Origin of the sequence: Variovorax sp. KBW07 (genome assembly GCF_003852515.1) — a bacterium.
Classification (GTDB): Bacteria; Pseudomonadota; Gammaproteobacteria; order Burkholderiales; family Burkholderiaceae_C; genus Variovorax.
Genome location: NZ_QAJK01000164.1, coordinates 20,485 through 42,361 on the forward strand (window position 1 = coordinate 20,485; position 21,877 = coordinate 42,361).

The following is a 21,877-nucleotide window of genomic DNA, read 5'->3' on the forward strand; positions in this document are numbered from 1 at the left end:
TTCTTTTTTCCCATTCCAGTTTTGCAGTTTGCAGTTTCCAAGGAGTTCCCACCATGAGCCTTCCTCCCATCCTGTCGCAGCGCCTGCGTCTTCCGGTCGTCGCCTCGCCGCTGTTCATCATCTCCAACCCCGAGCTGGTCATTGCGCAATGCAAGGCCGGCATCGTGGGGTCGTTTCCGGCCTTGAACGCGCGGCCGGCCTCCTCGCTCGCGGACTGGCTGGACCGCATCACCAGCGAACTGCACGAACACGACGTTCGCCACCCGGAGCGGCCCTCGGCCCCGTTCGCCGTCAACCAGATCGTGCACCGCTCGAACGACCGGCTCGATCACGACATGGAGGTGTGCGTGCGCTACAAGGTGCCGATCGTCATTACCTCGCTCGGCGCGCGGCCCGAGATCAACGAGGCCGTGCACAGCTACGGCGGCATCGTGCTGCATGACGTGATCGACAACGCGTTCGCGCGCAAGGCCATCGAGAAAGGCGCCGACGGGCTGATCGCGGTGGCGGCCGGCGCGGGCGGCCATGCCGGCACCCAGTCGCCCTTTGCGCTGGTGCAGGAAATCCGCCAGTGGTTCGACGGCCCGCTGCTTCTGTCGGGCTCCATCGCGTCCGGCCGGTCGATCCTGTCGGCGCTGGCCATGGGCGCGGACATGGCGTACATCGGCTCGGCCTTCATCGCCACCAAGGAAGCCAACGCCGTGGAGGGCTACAAGCAGATGATCACGCAGTGCGCGGCGCGCGACGTGGTTCACACCAACCTCATTACCGGCGTGCACGGCAACTACCTGAAGCCTTCGCTCGCGGCCGCCGGACTCGACCCCGAGAACCTGCCCACCAGCGATCCGTCGAAGATGAACTTCGGCTCGGACGGACAGAAGCCCAAGGCCTGGAAAGAAATATGGGGCTGCGGGCAAGGCATCGGCGTGCTGGACGACATTCCGCATGCCGCCGACCTGGTCGACCGCTTCGCAAGCGAATACCACGCGGCGCGCAATGCCCTGCTGGAGCGCACCGCCGCCGCCGCGCGTGGTCGCGTCGCCGAGCCGGCATAGCGCCTCTATCCCATCGCACCGCATCGCCTCACCCCCAAAAAACGGAGACACCCCATGGCCAAGGCATTCCCGAGCGACGATCCCTTTCTGCGCGGCTACTACGCTCCGCTTCACACGGAGGCCGATGCACCCAACCTGCCGATCACCGGCGAGATGCCACCGGGCCTGCGCGGCACGCTCTACCGCAACGGACCCAATCCGCAGTTCGCGCCCCGGGGGCGCTACCACTGGTTCTCGGGCGACGGCATGCTGCACGCGTTCCATATCGACAACGGGCGCGTGGCCTACCGCAACCGCTGGGTGCGCACGCCGAAATGGGCCATGGAAAACGAACACGGCGAGGGAATGACCGGCGCGCTGGGCAGCCGGCACCTGAGCGACCCGCGGATATTGGAGCTGAACTCCACGGTGGCCAACACCAACGTGGTTTGGCACGGCGACCGCCTGCTGGCGCTCGAAGAGGTTCACGCCCCCTTCGAGGTCGACCCGGTGACGCTGGAACCGCGCGGCTACCACGACTTCGCGGGCAAGCTCTCGGGCCCCATGACCGCGCACCCGAAGATGGACCCGGTCACAGGCGAAATGCTCTTCTTCGGCTATGCCGCGCGCGGACCCTTCACGCCTGACCTGATGCTGCACGTGGTCGATCGCGCGGGCACACTGCAACGCTCGGTGCACATCGTCGCGCCCTTCCCCAGCATGGTTCACGACTTCGTGGTCACGCGCACGCACGTGCTGTTTCCGATCTTCCCGCTGACGGGATCGATGGAGCGCGTGCAAAGCGGCCGGCCCGGGTATGCGTGGGAGCCCGACAAGGGCACGCACATCGGCATCGTTCCGCGAGACGGCTCGGCGGCCGACGTGCGCTGGTTCACCGGCGATCCCAGCTACGTGTTCCATCCCATGAACGGCTTCGACACCGCCGACGGAAAGATCGTCTGCGACATGATGAAGTACGAAGTGGCGCCGCTGTTCCCGCTGCCCGACGGCCGCCCGCCATCGGACCAACCGCCCACGGCCCGGCTGGTGCGCTGGACCTTCGACCTGGCCGGTACGTCGGGAAGCTATCGCGAGCAACCGCTGGACGACCTGCCCGGCGAGTTCCCGCGCCTGGACGAGCGCTTTGCCATGCAGCCCTACCGGCACGGCTACTACTGCGCGGCAGCCGTTACCGAAGCCACCAAGGGGCGCGACACCAGCGGCGGCCTGGCCCACATCGACCTGTCCAGCGGACGCATCGCGCGATGGCTGCCGCCGCAGGGCGACCACTGCGGCGAGCCCATCTTCGTGCCTCGGCACGCCGATGCCGGAGAAGGCGACGGCTGGTTGCTGTCGGTCATCTGGCGCGGCGCGGACAACCGCAGCGACCTGGCCGTGTTCGACGCCACCGGCATCGCATCGGGCCCCGTCGCGCTGGCCCACCTGTCGCACCGCGTGCCCGCGGGCTTTCACGGGAACTGGCGCGCGGCAGCCTGACGCACGCAGGGAGCTTGCTCGACAAGCACTTCCTGCCAGGCGGCAAAATGAGCGGTTTTGAAGTTGCCCGGTGTTCCGGGACACACGCAGATCGCTCGACCTATGACAAAACCGGCTGCAGCAAAACGCCCGTCGAGGGCTGCGCCCAAGCCCCCCGCCGAGGGGAGCACCAAGCCCGAAGGCCAGTGGCACCACGGCGACCTTCGCGCGTCGCTCATTGCATGGGGCACCCACCTGCTCGACACGGAGGGTGTCGAAGGCATGAGCATGCGCGCCGCCGCCAGGCTCGCCGGCGTTTCGCAGGGCGCGCCCGCCCACCATTTCAAGGACCGCAACGGGCTGCTCGCGGCCATCGCCGCGCAGGCCTTCCGCGACATGGTGTCGTTGCGCATGACGCGGCTGGACTCAGTGGACGCCGATGACGGCCCCACGCGGTTGCGGGCCGTGATCCTGGGGTACGTCGAATTTGCGCAGGCGCACCCTGCCCGCTTTCACCTGATGTTCAGCCCGCAGATCGAGCGGCGCGAACAATACCCCGAGCTGATGCAGGCGAGCGGTGCGTCTTTTCAGTTGCTCAGGAACGCGGTGGCGTTGATTCTTCCCGGTGCCCGGGTCGGAACGCTCAGCGAAGAAGAGCTGGCCTTCGCCGTCTGGGCCGCAACCCATGGCCTGGCGACATTGGCCGTGCAGGGCCGCAAGCTGCCCATATCGGCCACACAGCGCCCCACGTCGAGCCAGTTGAGCGAGATCGTCGTGCAGTTCTGCCTGGCTGCGTTGCAGGGGCCGGCCACCTGACGGAGAAGCGCGTGCGCGCGCGCTAAAGGCGGGTTCGCTCAGCCGCTCACCACTTCACGCGAACGCCCAGCGAGCCGTTGATTCCGCTCTTGACCTTGGCATCACCACCTGAAGACCACAGCTTGCCGACTTCGCCATAGAGGCTGGTCGTCTGGCTCAGTGCCAGCGTGAAGCCGCCCGCCAGTTCGGTGCTCGTGCCACCGGTGGGCGCGCCGATGTCGGTAGTGGTTGTGCCGGTCGTGAAGCGCGCGACGTCCATGCCGCTCGAGGTCTTGTAGACGTTGAAGCGGCCGTAAGGCTGCAGCGTGCCCACGCCAGTGTCCATCTGCCCCTTCACCCGAACGCCCGCACGCACGATCCAGCCGTTGTCCGCTTGCGGCTGCACCACGGCGCCGGAGATCAGCGAGTTGCCCAGGTCCAGGTGCTGGTGAATCAACTGCAGTTGCGGCTCCACGCTCCAGCCGCTGTTTCCGATCGCGAACGATTGGCCCACTTCGATGGAGCCCAGCAAGCTGTTGCCCTTGCCGCCCACGCCGGCGCCGAAGCTCGGCTCGACCGTGTAGCGATGGCGGCCCGACTGCACCACCGCATCGGCGTAAAAGCCGCTGTCGCTGGTGTAGGTGCCGTACACGCCGACGTACTGGCTGCGCAGGTCGTTGCGGCCCACGCCCAGGTTGCGGATGCCGCTGGCAAAACCGTTCACGCGCGCATCGCCATCGAGCTGGCCGACGTAGATGCCTGCGCGCCAGTTCGACGTGGCGAGCAGGTCGGTGCCGGCCTGGAAGCCGGTCAAACGACCCTTGCTCGTGGGCGAGACGGCGCCGCCCTGCTGGATGTCGATGTCGGTGGAGAGCACACGCGCCCAAGCGCGGCGATCCGAACCCGTGGGTGCGGTGGCCGTGCCCTTCACATCGTCATCGCCCACGCGCTTGCGCACGTCGCCCAGCATCGCAAGGTTGCCCTGGCGCAGCTGGTTCGGCAGTGCCGCGTAGAGCGCCGCTTCACGCCGGTAGGCGACGACTGCCGAAGACCCTGAATGGGCGGTGGAGCGCAGATACCAGTTCTCACCGGCACCGCTGGCTTCGCCGGCGTTCAGGCGGTATTCGTAGGCCCCCGCATCGACATGGCCGCCGGCCAGCGAGAACGCGTCCTTGGTGGTCTGCGCCGTCGTGGTCGCGCCGTTCTGCGCGGTGATCACCTCGATGCCGTTGCCGCTGGTCAACGCACCCAGGCCACCGATGTTGGTGATCTGCACCGTAGTCTTGCCGCTGGCAACCGCCGTCGCGCCGTCGAGCACCAGTCGGTCCGATGGGCCGCTGCCGTTCAATGCAGCGCCCAGCTTCAGCACGCCGTTGTTGCCGACATAAGGGCCGTTGACGGTCAGCGTGCTGCCCGGCGTGCCGCTCACGAGAGAAACCGTGCCGCTGTTGGCCAGCGATGCGACGCTCTGGTTGAAGCCTGCGAGGTCGAGCGTCGCACCGGCTGCCACGCTGTGTGCCGAGACTGCGCTCAATGTGTTCACCGCACCCGCCTTCAGCGTGCCTTGCGCCACGTTGGTGGCGCCGGTGTACGTGTTGGAACCCGACAGCGTCAGCGTGCCCGTGCCCTGCTTGGTGATGAAGCCGCCGCCGCTGATGCCGCCGTTCAGCGCGCCGTCGAAGGCGCCCGTGTCGATGATCGGGTCGTTGTTGCCGGTCAGCTTGATTGCGTTGGCGATCGTCACGCCATTGGCGCTGAAGCCCAGCGTGGTGTCGTCGTCCATCGTCAGCGTGCCGGTGCCCAGTGCCTGGCTGTGGCCGACATTCAAGCGCCCCTGCCGCAGCGCGGTGCCGCCCGTGTAGGTGTTGGCGCCCGAGAGCGTCAACGCACCCGTGCCGACCTTGACCAGCGAACCACCGGCGCCAGAGATCACGCCCGAAACTTCGGTGCTGGTATCGAGGGTGCCGGTCGTCAACACCTTGCCGCCAAGCAGCACGCGGCCACCGCCCGCGAGCGAGCCGATGGCCATGCCGCCAGCGGTGACGCCGGTGATGTCCAGCGTGCCGTCCGCGTCGTTGACGAAGGCGGTCCGCGCCGCGGAGCCGCTGCCGGCGAACGCCACGAACCCGCCACGGGCGCCGTTGCCGCGCGGGGCCGTGGTGATCGTCAGGCTGCCCGGATCGGCATTGCCGCTGAAGACCAGGCCCGCGCCGCCGGCCACCCGCACGTTGCCGCTGCCAAGCGCACCGGTGACGGCGGTGTTCACCGTCCCTTCGTCGATCAGCGTGCCGCCGCCGTAGCTGTTGGCTGTGGTTATCAGCAGCTCGCCGCCACCGATCTTGCGAAGGCTGCCGGTGCCGCTCATCATGCCGGCAAAGCTGCCGTCCACCGGCTGGTCGAAGGTGACCACGGCATCGTTGACGATGTTGCCCCGCAGGCTGGTGGTGTTGCCTTGCAGCACGCCCGCCTTGACCTGCGTTCCGCCGGTATAGTTGTTGGCCCCTTTCAGGACCAGCGTGCCCATGTCGTCTTTCACCAGCCCGCCGGTGCCGGTCAGCACGGCGTCGATGGTGGCCTTCATGCCGGCGCCGGAGGCCGTGCCGTCGCCGACCTTGACGACGGTGTTCGCGAGCCCGAGGGTGAGTGCGTTGCCACCGACCACATAGCCGTCGGCAAAGAACTGCGCGCCGCCGATGCTGACGTTGCCGCCGCCGTTGTCCACCGTGACGGTGCCGGCCTTGCCGCCGAACATGGCGAACCCGTCCTGCTTCCAGCTGGCGTTGAGCTTGCCTTCGGCATCGGCCCAGCCGTCGTGGGGGCTGCCGAGGCGCCAGGTGCCGGAGCCGCCGCCGGCCGCGCCATCGTTGTACTTGCCCGGGTCGCTGCCGTCCCAGAAGTCGAGGCTGGCGCCTTTGCTGTTGATCAGGTTGATCTCTCCGGTCACGGAGGTCTGCACATGCAGGTCCGCCGCCGTTGCACTGGTCGGCAGTGTTCCGAAGGCAAGGCCGTTGCCAGTCAGCAAGCCGGCGTACTTGATGAGGCGGTACAGGCCGGGGCCGAAGTTGCCGCCGGCGGACTCGGCCACATTGAGCTTGCCGCCCAGTACGAGGTTGCCCTTGACGTCGATGAGGTCGTTGAGCGCGCCACCGGGCGCCCCGGCCTGCCCGAGTTCGTAGTTGAGGATGGCGCCGCTGCCCAGGCTCAGCGCGCCCAGCGTCAGGGTGCCGGGGCTGTTGCCGGGCGACAGCATGCCGCCGTCGGCGACCTGCACGGCACCGGCAATGGTGCCGCCGCCGCCCAGAGCGGCACCGCTGTCGACCTGAACCGTGCCGCTGCCGGTGGCGCTGCCCGTGGTGTTGTTCACGCGCAGCGTGCCGGCGGCCACCGTGGTACCACCGCTGTAGGTGCTGGCGCCCGTCAAAGTGAGCGTGCCGCTGCCCGACTGGGTCAGCGACCCCGCGCCGCTGACGCTCCCCGCGAAGGACACGGCATCGTTGCGCTTGAAGATGAGCTGCGTGTCGAGCTTGACGTCGCCCGAGATCGATCCCTGGCTCCCCCCGTCGCCGATCTGCAAGGTGCCCGCGCGGACCGTCGTGCCGCTGCCGCTTGTGTCGCGGGTCTCGACCGAGCCCGTGACGACGGTGCCGTTGGCGGCATCGAGAGTGAACGTGCGCGCCAAGACATCGCCGCTGATGGTCAATGCGCGGCCGGTGTTCAGGCTCAGCGCGCCCGCGCTGTAGAAATAGGCCACCTCGGCGATCTGGTTGTTGGGATTGCCCAGCGTCGCATTCCCCGCCGAATTGCCCCGGAGCTTGTCGGCCGTGAGGGTCCCGCTGACCTGCACGATGGCGCCCATCGCATCGAGAACCATGTCGCGGCCACTGACGTCGCCGCCGAGCGTCAGGCCGCCGTTCACCGTCAGGGCCACGCTGGCCTGGCCATCGAGCGAGCCGGAGACAGAGAGCGCCCGCGCGTTGGTCAGGCTGAAACCCGCGGCCGAAAAACCGTTGAGGTCGCCAATCGCGTTGTTGCCATCGAGGCTCGTCTTCCCCCCGGAATTTCCCCTCAGGGTGCCGCCCAGAATCGCTCCCGTTCCCACGGCCTGCGTGATCGCGCCGCTCGATGAGAGCCTGATCACGCCGGAACCCGCGTCGACCCTGTGCCCGCTTGCGAAGTCGATCGGGCCGCCTTCCATGCTGATGGCTCCGCCCGATGTGGTGCCCGTTGCATTGATCGATCCGCCGACCGACACCCCGGTGTTGGAGTACAGGGCGACTTGCCCTCCCCGGACTCCGCTCACGTCGATCACGCTCGTTGCGCTCGTGACGACAGCGCCACCGCTTGCGCTCAGCGTCACGCTGCCGATGGTGTTTGCACTGGTCGATCGGGCCTGGACCGTGCCGCTGTTGCCGACCAGTCGAGCGAACACCCCCGGTGCGGCTTGCGCCTGCAGCACGATCATGCCGTCGTCGGCTTGCAGTGTTCCGGTGTTCTCGACGGCGGGCAAGGTGGCGTCCTGGCTGCCCTGGAGCGCGCCATTGGCTGCAATCGTGACCACCGCCCGTCCCAGGCTGTCGGCAACGAGTTCCGCACGGCTGGCCGCGGTCAGCTCGATGCGCCCCCCGGCCGCGACGATGCGGTTGCCGTTCCGCACGGCGCGACCGACAAGAGCCACCGAGCCGCCGGAGGCCGCCGTGATTTCTCCGCTGTTGAAGATGATTGCCAGTGGCGCATTGCCGCTCTCCAGCCGATAGTTGTCGCTGATGCCGACACGCGTGATGCCCAGCGACGTCAGCAACAGCGACCCCGTCGCGAGCGTTGCGCCCGAGCGTGCGACGATGCCGTCGGGATTGGTGATGAAAACCCTCCCGTTCGACCTGATGCTCCCGTCGATGCCGGTGAGCAACCCGCTGGCGATCTCATTGAGGGCGGTCGACGAGGCGAGCGGCTGATCGAAGCTCACCTGTCCGCCCGCACCTACATCGAAGCTTCCCCAACTCATGCCCAGGAACGGTGAAGTCTGGACCACGGACAAAACACCGGCGGACGGCATGTTGATGCTGCCGTTGCCGGTGAAGATCGATCCCCCCGAGGGCCGCGTCTGTGCGAGGACGGCGCCCGCGGGCATCGTGATGGCCAGCGCCAGAACGGCCGCCCTCATCGCCGCGATGCGCCCACGGCGCGCCACAAGGCGGCGCCTGGCGCCCCGCGCCGTGCCGGACACGCTGCCGCCAGACGCCTGCGCGATTTCCGGGACCGCTTGCAGCATGCCCCGCGCCCGGTTGAAGACAAGGCGATAGACGCGGTTCATGGGGTTTTCTCCTGCTTTTTTCTTGTGGCCTGACGAGGCACGGCGGTGCCGCGGCGGGTGCACGGCCGCGCGATCCTACGCATCGCTTTTGCGCGGCGCATTGGACTAAAGTCCAATGACGGCCCCCTTTTTTGAACTACGCGTCTTGCCGCTTCGCGCGTCGCGCCGGCTTGCGCTTCAGCGCCGCGCGAAGCTCCTTCAAGATCAATCCGACATAGGGGTTCGGGTCCGACTGCCGGTGCGCCAGGTACAGGCTCGACACCGCCTCCTTGTCGAGCACCGTCTGGTAGACGACCCCGTCCAGCTGGATGCAGCGCGTGTCGCTCGGGACCAGCGCAATGCCGACACCCGCCGCCACCAGCCCCGCGATGGTCGATGCCTCGCGCGCCTCCTGCACCATGCGTGGCCGGAAGCCGGCCTTGGCGCACAGGTCCTGCACTTTCCAGTACAGGCCGATGCCCGCATTGCGCGGGTACATCACCAGGGGTTCGTCGCGCAGGTCGGCAATGCGCAGCGGCTTGCCGCTGAGCGGGTGATCGCGCGGCACGATGGCCGTCAGTGGCGACTGGTACCACTCTTCCACGATCAGGCCGGTGGGAATCTCCACATTCGGCCGGCGCAGTACCGCGACGTCGAGCCCGCGACCGTGCACGGCATCGAGCTGGTCCAGCGAAGTCATTTCCTTCAGCGTGAGCACCACCCGCGTGTTCAGGCGCCGGAAGCGAAGAATGGCGGCGGGCAGCGCCGGCGACAGCATCGAAGACGCCGTGTAGCCCAGCGCGATGCTCCCGACCTCGCCCGAGGCCGCGCTCTGCGCCTCGCCCTTGGCCGACTCCACCGCTTGCAGGATGCCGCGCGCCCGTTCCAGGAAGTGGCGGCCCGCCTGCGTGAGGAAAACGCGACGCTTGTCGCGCTCGAGCAGCCGCACCTTGAGCTCTTCTTCGAGCGCCTGGATCTGCACGCTCAGCGGTGGCTGCGCCATGTGCAGCCGCTGTGCGGCACGGGTGAAGTTGAGCTCTTCGGCAACCGCGACGAAGTAGCGGAGATGGCGCAATTCCATGATATCTACCGAGTATGGAAAACACACAATAAACAGTATTTCCAAATATAAGCCAGCTTGCCTACGATGCCTGCATGACAAGCAGAGACAAGCCGCAGGAGCACCCTGCATCGCCCCCCTTCCAGGGCCACCCGCTCATGCAGGGGCTGGCCCGTGGCGAGCCGCTGACGGCCTTCGGCATCCGCATGGCGCGCACGCCCGATGTGGCCCGGCTGGCCAAGGCCGCCGGCAACCACGCCATCTGGATCGACCTGGAGCACAGCACCATTCCGCTCGACGCGGCGGGCGCCATTTGCGCCGCCGCGCACGACCTCGGCCTGATGGCGCTGGTGCGCGTGCCGGAGCGCGAATACGGCGCCATCGGCCGGCTGCTCGACGCGGGTGCCTCGGGCCTCATCTTTCCGCGCGTCGAAACCGCCGCGCAGGCCGCCGACCTGGCTTCGGCCTGCCGCTTTCCGCCGCACGGCCATCGCTCGGCCATTGCCGCGCTGCCGCAGTTCGGCTACCGGCGCCTTGCCGCCGCCGAGACCTACCGCCTGGCCAACGACACCGTGGTCGTCAACGTGCTGATCGAAAGCCCGCTGGGCATCGAGAACGCCGAGGCGATTGCGCGGGTGCCCGGCGTCGACCTGGTGAGCATCGGCTGCAACGACCTGAGCGCCGAGCTGGGCGTGCCCGGCGACTACCGCCATCCGCTGGTGCGGCAGGCGCTTGACAGCGCGCTCGCGGCCTGCGCGCGTGCCGGCAAGCCGCTGTCGATCGGCGGCATTGCCGATGCGGCGCTGAACACCGAGCTGCTGGCGCGCGGCGCGGCGCCCTTCCTCATGACCGGGATCGACACCGACGTATTGCTCGCCGCGATGCAGGAGCGGGTGCGCGGCGCGCTGACGGCGCATGCGTCCGTCGTTCCGTCTTGCTCGCCCTCTTCTCTTTCTTCTCTCGCCACCGTTCGACCATGACCCACGAGATACTGACCTCCAAGCCCATGCGCGACGCGCAGACCCTGACCCGCGCGGCCTTCGAGGTTCCCGCCGGGGCCTGCGATGCGCACGTGCACGTCTTCGGGCCCGCCGGGCGCTACCCGCGCGTCGACCAGCCGCACTACACGCTGCCCGACGGCAACCTCGAGCAGCTTCAAGGCGCGCTCGGCGTGCTCGGCATCGAGCGCTTCGCGATCGTCCAGCCCAGCTTCTACGGCACCGACAACCGCTGCATGCTCGATGCGCTCGACGCCGCCGGCGACCGCGCGCGCGGCGTGGCCATGGTCGACGACGACGTGCCCGAAGAAGCCTTGCGCGCCATGCATGCGCGCCGCGTGCGGGCGCTGCGCCTGGACCTTTTCCTGCGCGCAAAGCTCCCCGTGGCCGAGCTGCGCGGCTACATCGAGCGCAGCATCCGGCGCATCCGGCCGCTCGGCTGGCACGTCCAGTTCTACACACCCGGCTGGGTGGTGCGCGACCTGATTCCGGTGCTGCCCGACCTGGAGACCGATTTCGTGATCGACCACATGGGCTACATGCTGGAAAGCGACGGCCTGACCCGCGCCGACTTCGACCGCCTGCTGCGCGCCGTTGCCGATGGCCGGGGCTGGTTCAAGCTCTCGGGCCCGTACCGGCTCGCGAAGGACGGCAACTACGCGCGGCTGCGGCCGCTCGCGCAGGCCATCGTCGATGCGGTGCCCGAGCGCGTCATCTGGGGCAGCGACTGGCCGCACATTCCCGAAGGCGGACGCGACACCGGCGAACTGCTGAACCTGCTGGGCGACTGGATTCCCGATGCCGCCGCGCGCCGCAAGGTGCTGGCCGACAACCCCACGCGCCTGTTCGGCTTCTGAACCATGACCAATACCAACACCAGCCCCGACATCGAAAGCGGCGCCCTCGTGCATTGCCTCCAGGAGCTCGACACCTCGGGCGCGCGCGCCGCGGAGGTCTTCGAACACGAGGGCACGCGCTACCTCGTGGTGCCGCAACTGGCCCAGGACATTGCCGGCCAGCCCGCGCAGATGACGCTGGGCAACAGCGACGTGGAAGCGCTGGTCTACCGCTGGGAAGGCGGCCGCTTCGTCGAACACACGCGCCTTCCGGTGCCGGGTGGCGAAGACGCCGAGTTCTTCCGCATCGGCACGCGCGCCTTCCTTGCCACCGCCAGCCTGCGCACCGGCTCGGGCCCGTATTCGCTGGACACGCACTCGACCATCTTCGAGTTGGTGGACGGCCGCTTCGAGGTCTTCCAGCGCGTGCCGACCTCGGCGGCCAAGCAGTGGGTTCATTTCGAGATCGGGCCACGGCATTTCCTGGCGCTTGCGCAAGGCGTGACCCATGGCGACACACCGCTGGCGCCGGGCGACGAATCGTGCATCTTCGAATGGGACGGCGAGCGCTTCGCCAAGCACCAGACCGTGCGTTCGGGCTGGGGCTACAACTGGGCCTTCTTCGAGGTCGAAGGACACAAGCTGCTGGCCTATGCCGACCATGCGGTGCCTTCGCAACTGCTGCGCTGGAACGGCGAAACCTTCGAGCCGTTCCAGGCGTTCGACGGCAAGAGCGGACGCGCCTTCCGCTGCTTCGAGACGGCGGGCGCCACCTGGCTTGCATTCGCCTGCCTGCACGAAGAAACCGTGCTGCACCGCTGGACCAACGGCCGCTTCGAGCCGTACCAGGTGCTCAGCGGTCCCGGCGGCCGCGAGTTCGACTGGATACCGACGCCGGACGGCGGACGGCTGGTGCAGATCAACTTCCTGCATGGCACGCGCGAGGCGCCGATCCCGCGGCTGCAATCGACGATCTTGCGCATGCACGAGGGGCTCATGGTGCCCGTGGCTGAATTTCCGACCTCGGGCGGCACCGACGCAACCTGCTTCGAGGCGGAAGGCCAGCGCTACATGGTGGTCACGAACAGCCTCAGCGGCGAGGTGCGGTTTCGCACGCCGAGCCGCGTCTATCGGCTCGACCTGGAAGCTGCGACAGCTGCGGCAACAGCAGCAGAAGACAAGGAGCCCGCATGAACGCGCCATTCAACCCGCACCAGAGTCCCGAGCTGCTGCGGCTCTTCGAGACCTACACGGGCGGACCGCAAGGCATCGGCGCGAACCTGGCCGCGCTGACCGGCGCTGCAACGGCCGGCGACCCGCTCATCGTGGCCACCAGCGCCGACGTGGTGCTGTTCCCCGGCAACGGCCGCGACCCCGAGGTCGAAGGCTTCCGGCTGTCCACGCGCGGCTTCAAGGAGCTTGCCGGCATCTCGCACCACGGGCCCGCCGTGGCGTCGATTCTCAAGATGCGCATGGTCGATCCCGAAGGCCCGCTGTGGCGCAAGGAGGCCGAGCGCCTGCTGGCCGCCACGCGCATTGCGCGCGGCGCCAACTCGGTCGCCCTGTGGCGCGACACCATCGCCGTGCCGGCCTACAGCGGCCGCGAACAGAAGATCGCCGAGCTGGTCGACTACTCGTGCGTGCTGACCGAGCGCTACCTGCAGCGCGTGCTGGCGCAACCCGCGCTCTTCACCGCCGAGGACATGCGCACGCACTACCTCGAAGGCACGGGCTCCGCCGTCGGCGCCACCGTGCCGATGAATGCAGTGATGATCGCGACCTTCTTCCTGGTCGGCATGGACATCAGCCACCGCGTGATCGGCTGGCTCGACCGCCATGCCATCGACTGGTCGCGCGCCATGGCGCTGGTCGTGGGCCGGCAGGGCCGGCCGACCGCGGGCGTGACCTGGACCACCAACTCGGTGTGCGCCATGATCCTCGGCGCCTCGCGCCACACCCTCTCGCTCGACCGGCTCTTCATTGCGCCGCACGTCGGCGGCGAGTTCCAGCCCGGCGCAGACGTTGCCGCCGTGCGTGCCTTCGAGACGCCGATGCGCCAGCTGTGGGCTCACACGCGCGCCGTCAGCGAACTGGGTTCGCTGATGTACGACGGCTATCCGCGCTACGAGCCCTCGTCGACCGTGCGCCCCGTGCTCGATGCCAACACCCGCGCGGTCGGCGAAATGCCGGCCATTGCCGGACCGAACGACTGGCGCGCGCTGAACACGCGGCTGCGCGTGGTGCTCGAAGACCCGCGCCAACTGCTCTCGGGCTGCGTGACCGACTACGCCGTCGAGCAGCTGCAGGCGAATGGCAACGACCCGGCACGGGTCACGGTGCCGGGACTGGACGGCACGCCGTATCCACCCTTGCCGCCTTTGCCGCCTTTGCCCTGAGCCCTGCGTGCGGTTGCAACTACAAGATCCTGGAGACAGACAAACCATGAAGAAGCTCATTCACTCGCTGCTCGCCGTGCTGGCCTCGTCGAGCGCACTCGCACCCATTGCATCGGCCTGGGGCCAGGGCGCGCCCTGGCCGTCGCGGCCCATCAAGATCATCACGCCCACGCCCGTGGGTGTCGGCTCCGACATCTTCGCGCGCGCCTATGCGGACCGGCTCGGCCGCGCGCTGCAGACGCCGGTGGTGGTCGAGAACCGGCCCGGCGCGCTGGCCTCCATCGGCACCGATGCGGTGGCCAAGGCGACGCCCGACGGCTACACGATTTTGTTCTCGACCAGCAACCCGTTCACCATGACGCCGTTCCTGCTCTCGAAGATGCCCTACGATGCGAAGCACGACCTGGTGCCCGTGACACAGGCGCTCAAGGGCGGCTCGTTCATCGTGGCCAACAGCGCCGTGTCGGCGAAGAACATTCCCGAGCTGGTGGCGCTGGCCAAGCGCGAGCCGGGCAAGATCTCGTTTGCCTCGTACGGCTCCGGCACCACCTCGCACCTGGGCTTCGAGCTGTTCCAGGAAGCCGCGGGCATCGAACTGCTGCACGTGCCCTACAAGCAGAGCGCGGCGCCGGACCTGCTCGGCGGCCAGGTGCAACTGGGCTTCGAGCCACCGGTCTCGGCGCTGGCCAACATCAAGTCGGGGCGGCTCAAGGCCCTGGCCTATACCGGCAGCAAGCGCAGCCCGGCCATGCCCGACGTGCCCACGCTGTCTGAAACCTACCCGGGCGTCGAGGTGTTCACCTGGCTGGGCTTCTGGGTGCCCGCCAAGACGCCGCCGGCGGTGGTGGCGCGCTTGAACAAAGAAATCGTCGCCATCACGCACTCGCCCGAGATGGTCAGGCTCATCAATGAAGCGGGCCTCGACCCCATCGGCAGCACGCCCGCCGAAGCCGCGGCCGCCGTCGACCGCGAAGCCCAGGCCATGGGCCGCCTGATCAAGGCCAAGAACATCCGCATCGACTGACGGTGCCCCGGGCCCGGCTACGCGCCGCGCCCCGTTTCATTTCTTCCCCCGCTTTCCGCTTTCCGTTTTTCGCGCCACGACGCGGCACCTGCAACACAGGTGCCGTGCGCCGCCGCATGCCATTTTTTACAACGAGGAGACACGCATGAAAAAACACACTCTGCCATTTCGCCGCCGGCTGTCGCACGCCGTGACCGGCGCGCTCTGCTTCGCCGCCAGCGCGAGCGCCACGGCGCAATCGAGCGTGCAACTGTTCGGCACGCTGGACATGAACATCACCTACACCAGGAGCGATGGGCGCTCGGTCAAGTCGATGGACCAGGGTGGCAACATCTTTCCCAGCCGCCTCGGCTTTCGGGGCACGGAAGACCTGGGTGGCGGGCTGGCCGCGAGCTTCTGGCTCGAGATGGCACTGCTGCCCGACACCGGCGAGATACAGGGCGTCGGTTTTCATCGCCGCTCCACCATGAGCATCTCGCACAACAGCTTCGGCGAACTGCGGCTCGGTCGCGACTACACGCCTACCTTCTGGAACATCTCGCAGTTCTCGCCCTTCGGCACCGTGGGTGTCGGCGGCTCGGCCAACATCATCGAGGGCTGGCCCTTCGGCCTGGTCGGTGCACGCACGCTGACACGCGCCAACAACTCCGTGGGCTACTTCCTGCCCAAGGGCCTGGGCGGTTTCTATGGACAGGCGATGTACGCGCTGCCCGAAGGCGACGACGGCGCCCGCTACCGCGGCGGACGCCTGGGCTGGACCAACGGCACGGCCGATGTGGCGGTTGCCTACGGAGTCACCCCGGTCGGCCCCAACGACTACCGCGTGGCGAGCATCGGCGGCACCTACGACTTCGGACTCGCCAAGCTCTACGCCAACTACTACCGGCAGAAGGCCGAGGGCGACAAGCAGGTCAACACGATGCTGGGGGTGAGCGTGCCGGTCGGTCCCGGCGTGATCAAGGCCTCGGTGGCGCGCTCCAACCGTTCGGGGCCGGGCCTGGACGACGACGATGCAACCCAGTACGCCATCGGCTACGTGCACTACCTCAGCAAGCGCACCGCGCTGTACGGCACCTACTCGCTGATTCGCAATCGCGGCAACGCGGCCTACGTCGTGAGCGACTCGGCGCCGGCCAGCACACCGGGCCGTCCGGCGCGCGGGGTGCAGTTCGGCATCTCTCACAGCTTCTGATTGCGTTCTTCTTCTTCACTCGCTTACATGCCCGGTGGCAGCGGGGCCGATGCATCGGCCCCGCCGACCGGTGCGCATTACCTGGCCGCCGCGGCAACCGCCACCTTGTCGGCCGCCTGCCTGATCAGCGCCGCAACGGCCCTGGGGTTCGACACATACACCGCGTGGCTGCCCGGCACTTCAGTGACCACCGCCCCCGCGCGCTTGGACATGTTGCGCTGCGCCGGCGGCGGAATCATCTTGTCGTCCTTGGCCACGAGGTACCAGCTGGGCTTCGACTTCCACGCGGGCTCGCTCACCGCGCCGCCCAGCGCGGCGACGCCCCACGGCACTTGCGAATTGGCCATGAAGGCGGCCGTTTCGGGCTTCACGTCGGCAGCGAAAGAGGCGGCGAACTTGGGCTTGTCGAGCATCAGGAAGCCGTCGACCGGCGCAAGGATCGGGGGCACCGGCGCGCCGGGCGGCGGGTTCTTGATCAGCGAATCGACCGACTCGCCCTTGTCGGGAGCGAAGGCGGCGATGTAGACCAGGCCCGCCACCTTCTCGTCGTTGCCCGCCTCGGAAACGACGACACCGCCGTAGGAGTGGCCGACCAGAACCACCGGCCCCTTCTGCGCCGCAATCACGCGCTTGGTGACGGCAACGTCGTCGGCCAGCGAAATGGTCGGGTTCTGCACGATGGAAACCTCGTACCCCTGCTTCGTGAGGATCTTGTGGACGCCTTCCCAGCCGGACCCATCGACGAAGCCGCCGTGCACGAGCACGACGCTGGGCTTTGCCGGCGCAGCGGCGGAGGCGGCACCGGCCGTGACGACGGCGGCGGCGCTGAGAGTGACGGCGAAGAGTTTTGCGATCTTGGACACGGACATTTGCGACTCCTGATGCGCGCCTTGGCACGCTGGTTGAACGAGTGCGTAGAAGGTGATGCCACTGAAAGCCGCACACAAAACTTTCGCGGCGACGTAAATTTAAGCTCGAATAGTTTAAGTGTCAACTATTTATTTTTGAACTTGTTTGGATGGAGCCCGGGGAAGGGGCGTGCCATCTCTTCAACCGTCAAAGGAAGCGATCGCGCAACTCGACGCCGCGCTGGCAAGGCACAAGGAGTTTTCTTTGGCGCCCCAGCGGCATGCTGGCCAAGGCGCACGGTGTCGGGGAGCTACCTCGCCTTGGCGTGGGTCATCCCGTCGGTCCAGATGTCTCGCATCTTTTCAAGCAGGTCTTTCGGGATGCGTGGGTCACGCGCCGCCTTTCGCAGCGTCTTGCGCATCCCTTCTGCGATTCGCGCGAGAACGAGCTTCGGCTTTGCGACCCCGCAGACCTTGCTGCCGAACAGCAGCAACTCCTCGGTCGTCGGGTAGGCCTTCGTGTGGCCCTTGCCGGCGAAGAGCTTGAGCGCCATGGTGCGGTCCTCGAGCTCGGGGCCGCCTTCATAGCGTGTGTACCGGTAGAGCGCAGTTGTCACCACGTCGAACATCGGCGCAAGGCGGCAATCGGCGGCCGAGGTGTAGAGCACACCGTAGTTCTTGAGGTGGCCGTCGCCATTGCGCAGCATGATGCTGAACGCCACCTGCTCGAAGAAGCGCTCGAGGTTATCGCTGGGCATCTGCAGGTACTGCATCAGCTCGGCGATGCGCTGATAGCTCCCCTGGTACTTACGATCGGACTGGATGTCCCGCACCCGAAGACTCATCAGCGCCGCCATGTCCTCGAATCCGATGCGCGCCCCGTCCGCCCCGATATCGAACCGGTCGACCAGCAGCAGATGCCCGTCGTCCGAGAGGTCGAATGTGGGCGTCTCGATGCCTGCATGGCCGGCGGCCGTCAGGCACATGAACTCGTTGGCCGACAGATCCGGATAGGACGGCGCTGCGGCCTTCACGATGATCGTGGGCACCGGAATGCTGACCCGGTCCGGCACCATGATCTTGGGCTGCATGCCGGCAATGCCGGCGCCGGTGCTCAGGTAGGCGCGCACCAGTTCGTCGAACACCTCGGGCGTGTAGCGGGTGCCGAGCAAGGTCTTGCGCTCGATGATCCGGGGCGCCGCAACCGGCTGCGCCCCCGGCAGCCGAAAACCCAGGCGCCCGATGCCGTTGGAACCCGCCACCGCGAGCAGGTGCATCGGCGTGAGTTGCTGCTTGGGGAACATCTCTCGCAGACGCAGGTACAGGTCGCCCTCGGGCAGGTTCTGGTCCATCACGGCGAAGAGGTCGCCGTCCTGGTAGGTCGGCCGGACCGGTGGCATCAGCAACGCGACCGAAGGCTGCTCCACACGGGCGTCGAGATACCGGAACTCGTAGACCGAGTGCTTGAGCAGTTGTCCGGCCGGCGCGCCGGCGATCTCGACATCGAGCTGCCTGATTTTTTCAGGAAGCATCGTCGTCATCCTGTCCGAAGCGCTCCGTGACCTCCTCCAGCGTCGGCATGCCGAGGCTCTCCAGGCGGATCGTGAGATCCATGGCGCGCAGGATGTCGAAAAGCGAAGCAAGGGTGATGTCCTCCCCCCGTTCCAGGCGATAGAGCACGTTGCGCGCGCGGCCCGAGCGCGCGGCAATGTCCGTCGCCTTCAGGCGGCCTTCTTTTCGTGCGCGTTGGATGGCCAGACCCAGCTCGACAGGCAGGCGGATTTTGTCCTTCATACGCCACATTTTGTGACCATACTCAAAGAATGTCCATCAAAAAGGACATCTTTTTTCCGCGAACGCCAGTGGAACAGCAAAGCCCTTCACCGCATATCCATAGCCGGATTCATTCTTTGGCAGCCACCCCACCGCGCGCCAACACTCACCGTCTTTATCTTTCGGCGGAGAAGCCCGATGACTGTTCCCCTCGACCCATTTCCGGCATCGCGCCGCAGCGTGCTGCAGGCCGGCGCCGCAGCCGCGCTGGTCGGCTCGGCCAGCTTGCTGGCAGCCAATGCGTGGTCGCAACCGCGCAAGCTCACGTTTGCATGGAGCCAGGCCGGCTTCTGCCTGGCACCCGTGCCCGTGGCGCTGGAGCGCGGCATCTTCGAGAAGAACGGGCTCGACGTCGAACTGCTCAACTGGGCCGGCTCTTCCGACCAGATGCTCGAGGCGCTCGCCACGGGCAAGGCCGACGTGGGCGTCGGGTTGATCCACCGCTGGGTGAAGCCGCTCGAAGCCGGCTTCGACGTCAAGGTGGTGGGCAGCATCCACGGCGGCTGCCTGCGGCTGGTCGGCGCCAAGGCGGCCGGCGTGACCGCCGAGCTGGGAAGCCTCAAGGGCAAGACCATCGGCGTGTCGGACCTGAACAGCCCCGCCAAGCAGTTCTATGCGATTCACCTGGCCAAGAAAGGCATCGACATCGAGAAGGAAGTGGAGTGGCGCGTGTACCCGGCCGACCTGCTCGACATCGCGGTGAAGAAAGGCGAGATCCAGGCCATTGCCGACGGCGACCCGAACGTGTTCTTGATCGAGAAGCGCAACCCCGGCGTCTTCACGGAGATCGCGAACAGCGCCAAGGGCGAGTACGCCGAACGCCTGTGCTGCATCGTCGGCGCGCGCGGCGAGTTTGCGCGCAACGACAAGGCCCGCGCGGCGGCGGTGGTGCGCGCGCTGGCACAGGCCTCCGACTACGTTTCGGAAAACCCGAACGAGGCCGCGAAGATCTATTCGAAGTACGCCCCCAAGGTGGCGGTGGAAGACCTGCAGAAGCTGTTGGCCGAGCTCAGCTACAAGCACCACCCGGCCGGCAAGGCCCTGCGCAATGAGGTCGAGGCCTTTGCCAGCGACTTCCGCAACGCCGGCATCCTGAAGAAGAGCACCGACGTGGTGAAGTTCGCCAACCACGTGTCGCTGGACGTGCTCGCATGACCACCGCCGACCAGCTCCTCGATTCGCCGCTGGGCCGCCAGGGCGCACCCACCGCGCAACGCGCGCCCCGTGCGCCCACGCCGCAGGCAAGTGCGAGCCCAAGCGCAAGCGCCGTCCCGGCCTCTCTGCGCGAAGCACCCGCCACGGGCTTCTGGCGCACCGGCCTTCTTGCCGCGGCGGCCTGGCTAGCGCTGGGCCTTCTCACGCTGCTCTGGCCCAACAAGGAGATCGGCTTCAGCGACTGGGCCTTCACGCAGGAGTTCGGCATTGCCACGCTGGTGGTGTCGGCGCTGCTGCTGGCCGTCGTGTTGCTGGGCCCGCGCGCCGGCCGCATCGGCGGCGCGCTGCGTCCGGCGGGCCAATGGCTGGTGGCCGGTGCCGTGGTACTCGCGCTGTGGGAAATTGGCACCGCCAAGCTCGCGGTGCTGCCCTCCCCCTTCTTCGCGCCGCCGCAGAGCCTGATCGACGTGGCGTATGAAGACTGGCGCCGGCTGGGCTTGTCGACCGCGTACTCGCTGCGCTTGCTGGCCAACGGCTTCGTGATCGGCGCGCTGGTCGGCTTTGTCACGGGCGTGTCCATCGGCTGGTCGCGCATCGCGGGCTACTGGGTGCATCCGCTGCTGCGCTTCCTGGGGCCGGTGCCGGCCTCGGCGCTGCTGCCGCTGGCCTTCTTCTTCGCGCCCTCCAGCTACGTTGCGGCCGTGTTCCTGGTGGCCCTGGCCACCTTCTTCCCGGTGGCGGTGCTCACCTGGTCGGGCGTGGCATCGGTCAACAAGAGCTACTACGACGTGGCGCGCACGCTCGGGGCTTCGGAGCGCTTCCTGGTGCTGCGCGTGGCGATTCCCGCTGCGCTGCCGCAGGTGTTCGTGGGCCTGTTCATGGGCCTCGGAGCCTCGTTCTCGGTGCTGATCACGGCCGAGATGATGGGCGTGAAGGCCGGGCTCGGCTGGTACCTGCAGTGGGCGCAGGGCTGGGCCTCGTACGCAAACATGTATGCGGCGCTGTTCGTCATGGCGGTGCTGTGCTCCGGGCTGATCACGCTGCTTTTCAAGGTGCGCGACCGCGTGCTGTCGTGGCAGAAGGGAACCGTCAAATGGTAGACACCGTGCTCTCCCCCGCGCCATCGCCATCGCCATCGCCATCGCCATCGCCATCGCCATCGCCGTCTGCCACTTCGCGGGCCACCGGCGCGCACATCGACATCCGCGGCGTGAGCCACTGGTTCGACGTGCCGGCAGGTCCGCTGCAGGTGCTCGACGACATCGACCTCACGGTGAAGCCCGGTGAGTTCGTCGCGTTGCTGGGCCCGAGCGGCTGCGGCAAGTCGACACTGCTGCGGCTGGTGGCCGGGCTCGAACCCGCCACGGCCGGCCGCATCACTCAAGACGATGTGCCGATCACGCGGCCCGACCCATCGCGCATCGTCGTGTTCCAGGACCCGACGCTCTACCCCTGGCGCAGCGTGTGGGACAACGTGGCGCTGGGCCTGCAGGCGCGCGGCATGCTCAAGGCGCAGCGCGGCCGTGTCGACGAGGCGCTCAAGCTGGTGGGCCTGAGCGACTTCGCGAAGGCCTTTCCGCACCAGCTCTCGGGCGGCATGGCGCAGCGCGTGGCATTGGCGCGCGCGCTGGTCAACGACCCGCAGTTGCTGGTGCTCGACGAACCGCTCGGCAAGCTCGATTCGCTCACGCGCATCGCGATGCAGAGCGAGCTGGTCAACCTGTGGCAGCGCGCGGGCTTCTCGGCGCTGCTGGTCACGCACGACGTGGAAGAGGCGCTGTTCCTAGCCAACCGCGTGATCGTGCTGAGCGACCGGCCGGCACGCATCGCGGCGGAGATCGTGGTCGACCTGCCGTACCCGCGGCACCGCGGACACGCACGGCTCGCGGAGCTTCGCCATGAAGCATTGCGACACCTGGGGCTGGACGCCACCTGGTGAC

General features: G+C 67.7%; 17 protein-coding genes. 12 read left to right on the forward strand and 5 right to left on the reverse strand.

The features are described from left to right. Positions 1-53 precede the first annotated feature (53 nt). From DBV14_RS28955 to DBV14_RS28965, 3 genes are all read left to right on the forward strand, one after another. Positions 54-1,055, forward strand: a complete 1,002-nt coding sequence (locus DBV14_RS28955) for a nitronate monooxygenase family protein (protein ID WP_124464669.1) — start codon at positions 54-56, stop codon at positions 1,053-1,055. 54 nt (positions 1,056-1,109) lie between these two features. Then, positions 1,110-2,531, forward strand: coding sequence for a carotenoid oxygenase family protein (locus tag DBV14_RS28960; RefSeq protein WP_124464671.1), 1,422 nt, complete (start codon positions 1,110-1,112; stop codon positions 2,529-2,531). 102 nt (positions 2,532-2,633) lie between these two features. Continuing rightward, positions 2,634-3,326, forward strand: coding sequence for a TetR/AcrR family transcriptional regulator (locus DBV14_RS28965; protein ID WP_124464674.1), 693 nt, complete (start codon positions 2,634-2,636; stop codon positions 3,324-3,326). Positions 3,327-3,372: 46 nt separating this feature from the next. Here DBV14_RS28965 and DBV14_RS28970 read toward each other — a convergent pair whose 3' ends face one another. Both DBV14_RS28970 and DBV14_RS28975 read right to left on the reverse strand, forming a co-directional pair. Then, entirely contained in the window at positions 3,373-8,616 is a 5,244-nt protein-coding gene (locus DBV14_RS28970) for an autotransporter outer membrane beta-barrel domain-containing protein (RefSeq protein WP_124464676.1), read from the reverse strand. A gap of 136 nt (positions 8,617-8,752) precedes the next feature. After that, positions 8,753-9,676: a LysR substrate-binding domain-containing protein gene (locus tag DBV14_RS28975; protein WP_185546156.1), complete on the reverse strand. Its 924-nt coding sequence runs from the start codon at positions 9,674-9,676 to the stop codon at positions 8,753-8,755. A gap of 74 nt (positions 9,677-9,750) precedes the next feature. On the opposite strand from DBV14_RS28975, the gene DBV14_RS28980 reads away from it, so the two are divergent. The 6 genes from DBV14_RS28980 to DBV14_RS29005 all read left to right on the forward strand — a co-directional run bounded on the left by DBV14_RS28980 (position 9,751) and on the right by DBV14_RS29005 (position 16,101). Continuing rightward, positions 9,751-10,635, forward strand: coding sequence for an HpcH/HpaI aldolase/citrate lyase family protein (locus DBV14_RS28980; RefSeq protein ID WP_124464680.1), 885 nt, complete (start codon positions 9,751-9,753; stop codon positions 10,633-10,635). Further along, on the forward strand, positions 10,632-11,510 hold the full coding sequence (locus DBV14_RS28985) for an amidohydrolase (RefSeq protein WP_124464683.1): 879 nt from the start codon (positions 10,632-10,634) through the stop codon (positions 11,508-11,510). The genes DBV14_RS28980 and DBV14_RS28985 overlap by 4 nt, the downstream gene beginning before the upstream one ends. Before the next feature lie 3 nt (positions 11,511-11,513). Further along, complete coding sequence (locus DBV14_RS28990; RefSeq protein WP_124464685.1) at positions 11,514-12,683, forward strand: hypothetical protein; 1,170 nt, start codon at positions 11,514-11,516, stop codon at positions 12,681-12,683. Further along, complete coding sequence (locus DBV14_RS28995; protein ID WP_124464687.1) at positions 12,680-13,885, forward strand: DUF5624 domain-containing protein; 1,206 nt, start codon at positions 12,680-12,682, stop codon at positions 13,883-13,885. The genes DBV14_RS28990 and DBV14_RS28995 overlap by 4 nt, the downstream gene beginning before the upstream one ends. Before the next feature lie 46 nt (positions 13,886-13,931). Next, complete coding sequence (locus DBV14_RS29000; RefSeq protein ID WP_185546157.1) at positions 13,932-14,909, forward strand: tripartite tricarboxylate transporter substrate binding protein; 978 nt, start codon at positions 13,932-13,934, stop codon at positions 14,907-14,909. 145 nt (positions 14,910-15,054) lie between these two features. Then, positions 15,055-16,101, forward strand: coding sequence for a porin (locus DBV14_RS29005; protein ID WP_124464691.1), 1,047 nt, complete (start codon positions 15,055-15,057; stop codon positions 16,099-16,101). Positions 16,102-16,178: 77 nt separating this feature from the next. Here DBV14_RS29005 and DBV14_RS29010 read toward each other — a convergent pair whose 3' ends face one another. The 3 genes from DBV14_RS29010 to DBV14_RS29020 all read right to left on the reverse strand — a co-directional run bounded on the left by DBV14_RS29010 (position 16,179) and on the right by DBV14_RS29020 (position 18,743). Beyond that, positions 16,179-16,970 (reverse strand): alpha/beta fold hydrolase, encoded by a 792-nt coding sequence (locus DBV14_RS29010; protein ID WP_124464693.1) that lies wholly within the window; start codon positions 16,968-16,970, stop codon positions 16,179-16,181. A gap of 290 nt (positions 16,971-17,260) precedes the next feature. Next, positions 17,261-18,490, reverse strand: a complete 1,230-nt coding sequence (locus DBV14_RS29015; RefSeq protein WP_260397266.1) for a type II toxin-antitoxin system HipA family toxin — start codon at positions 18,488-18,490, stop codon at positions 17,261-17,263. Continuing rightward, complete coding sequence (locus tag DBV14_RS29020) at positions 18,471-18,743, reverse strand: helix-turn-helix transcriptional regulator (protein ID WP_260397267.1); 273 nt, start codon at positions 18,741-18,743, stop codon at positions 18,471-18,473. The genes DBV14_RS29015 and DBV14_RS29020 overlap by 20 nt, the downstream gene beginning before the upstream one ends. Before the next feature lie 177 nt (positions 18,744-18,920). On the opposite strand from DBV14_RS29020, the gene DBV14_RS29025 reads away from it, so the two are divergent. The 3 genes from DBV14_RS29025 to DBV14_RS29035 are packed head-to-tail and all read left to right on the forward strand — an operon-like array spanning position 18,921 to position 21,876. Continuing rightward, positions 18,921-19,937 (forward strand): ABC transporter substrate-binding protein, encoded by a 1,017-nt coding sequence (locus DBV14_RS29025; protein WP_124464697.1) that lies wholly within the window; start codon positions 18,921-18,923, stop codon positions 19,935-19,937. Further along, positions 19,934-21,037 carry an ABC transporter permease gene (locus DBV14_RS29030; RefSeq protein WP_124464699.1) on the forward strand — a complete coding sequence of 368 codons (1,104 nt, stop codon included), beginning with the start codon at positions 19,934-19,936 and terminating at the stop codon, positions 21,035-21,037. Before DBV14_RS29025 ends, DBV14_RS29030 begins: the two co-directional genes overlap by 4 nt. Continuing rightward, entirely contained in the window at positions 21,031-21,876 is an 846-nt protein-coding gene (locus tag DBV14_RS29035; protein WP_260397268.1) for an ABC transporter ATP-binding protein, read from the forward strand. The genes DBV14_RS29030 and DBV14_RS29035 overlap by 7 nt, the downstream gene beginning before the upstream one ends. Position 21,877 lies beyond the last annotated feature (1 nt).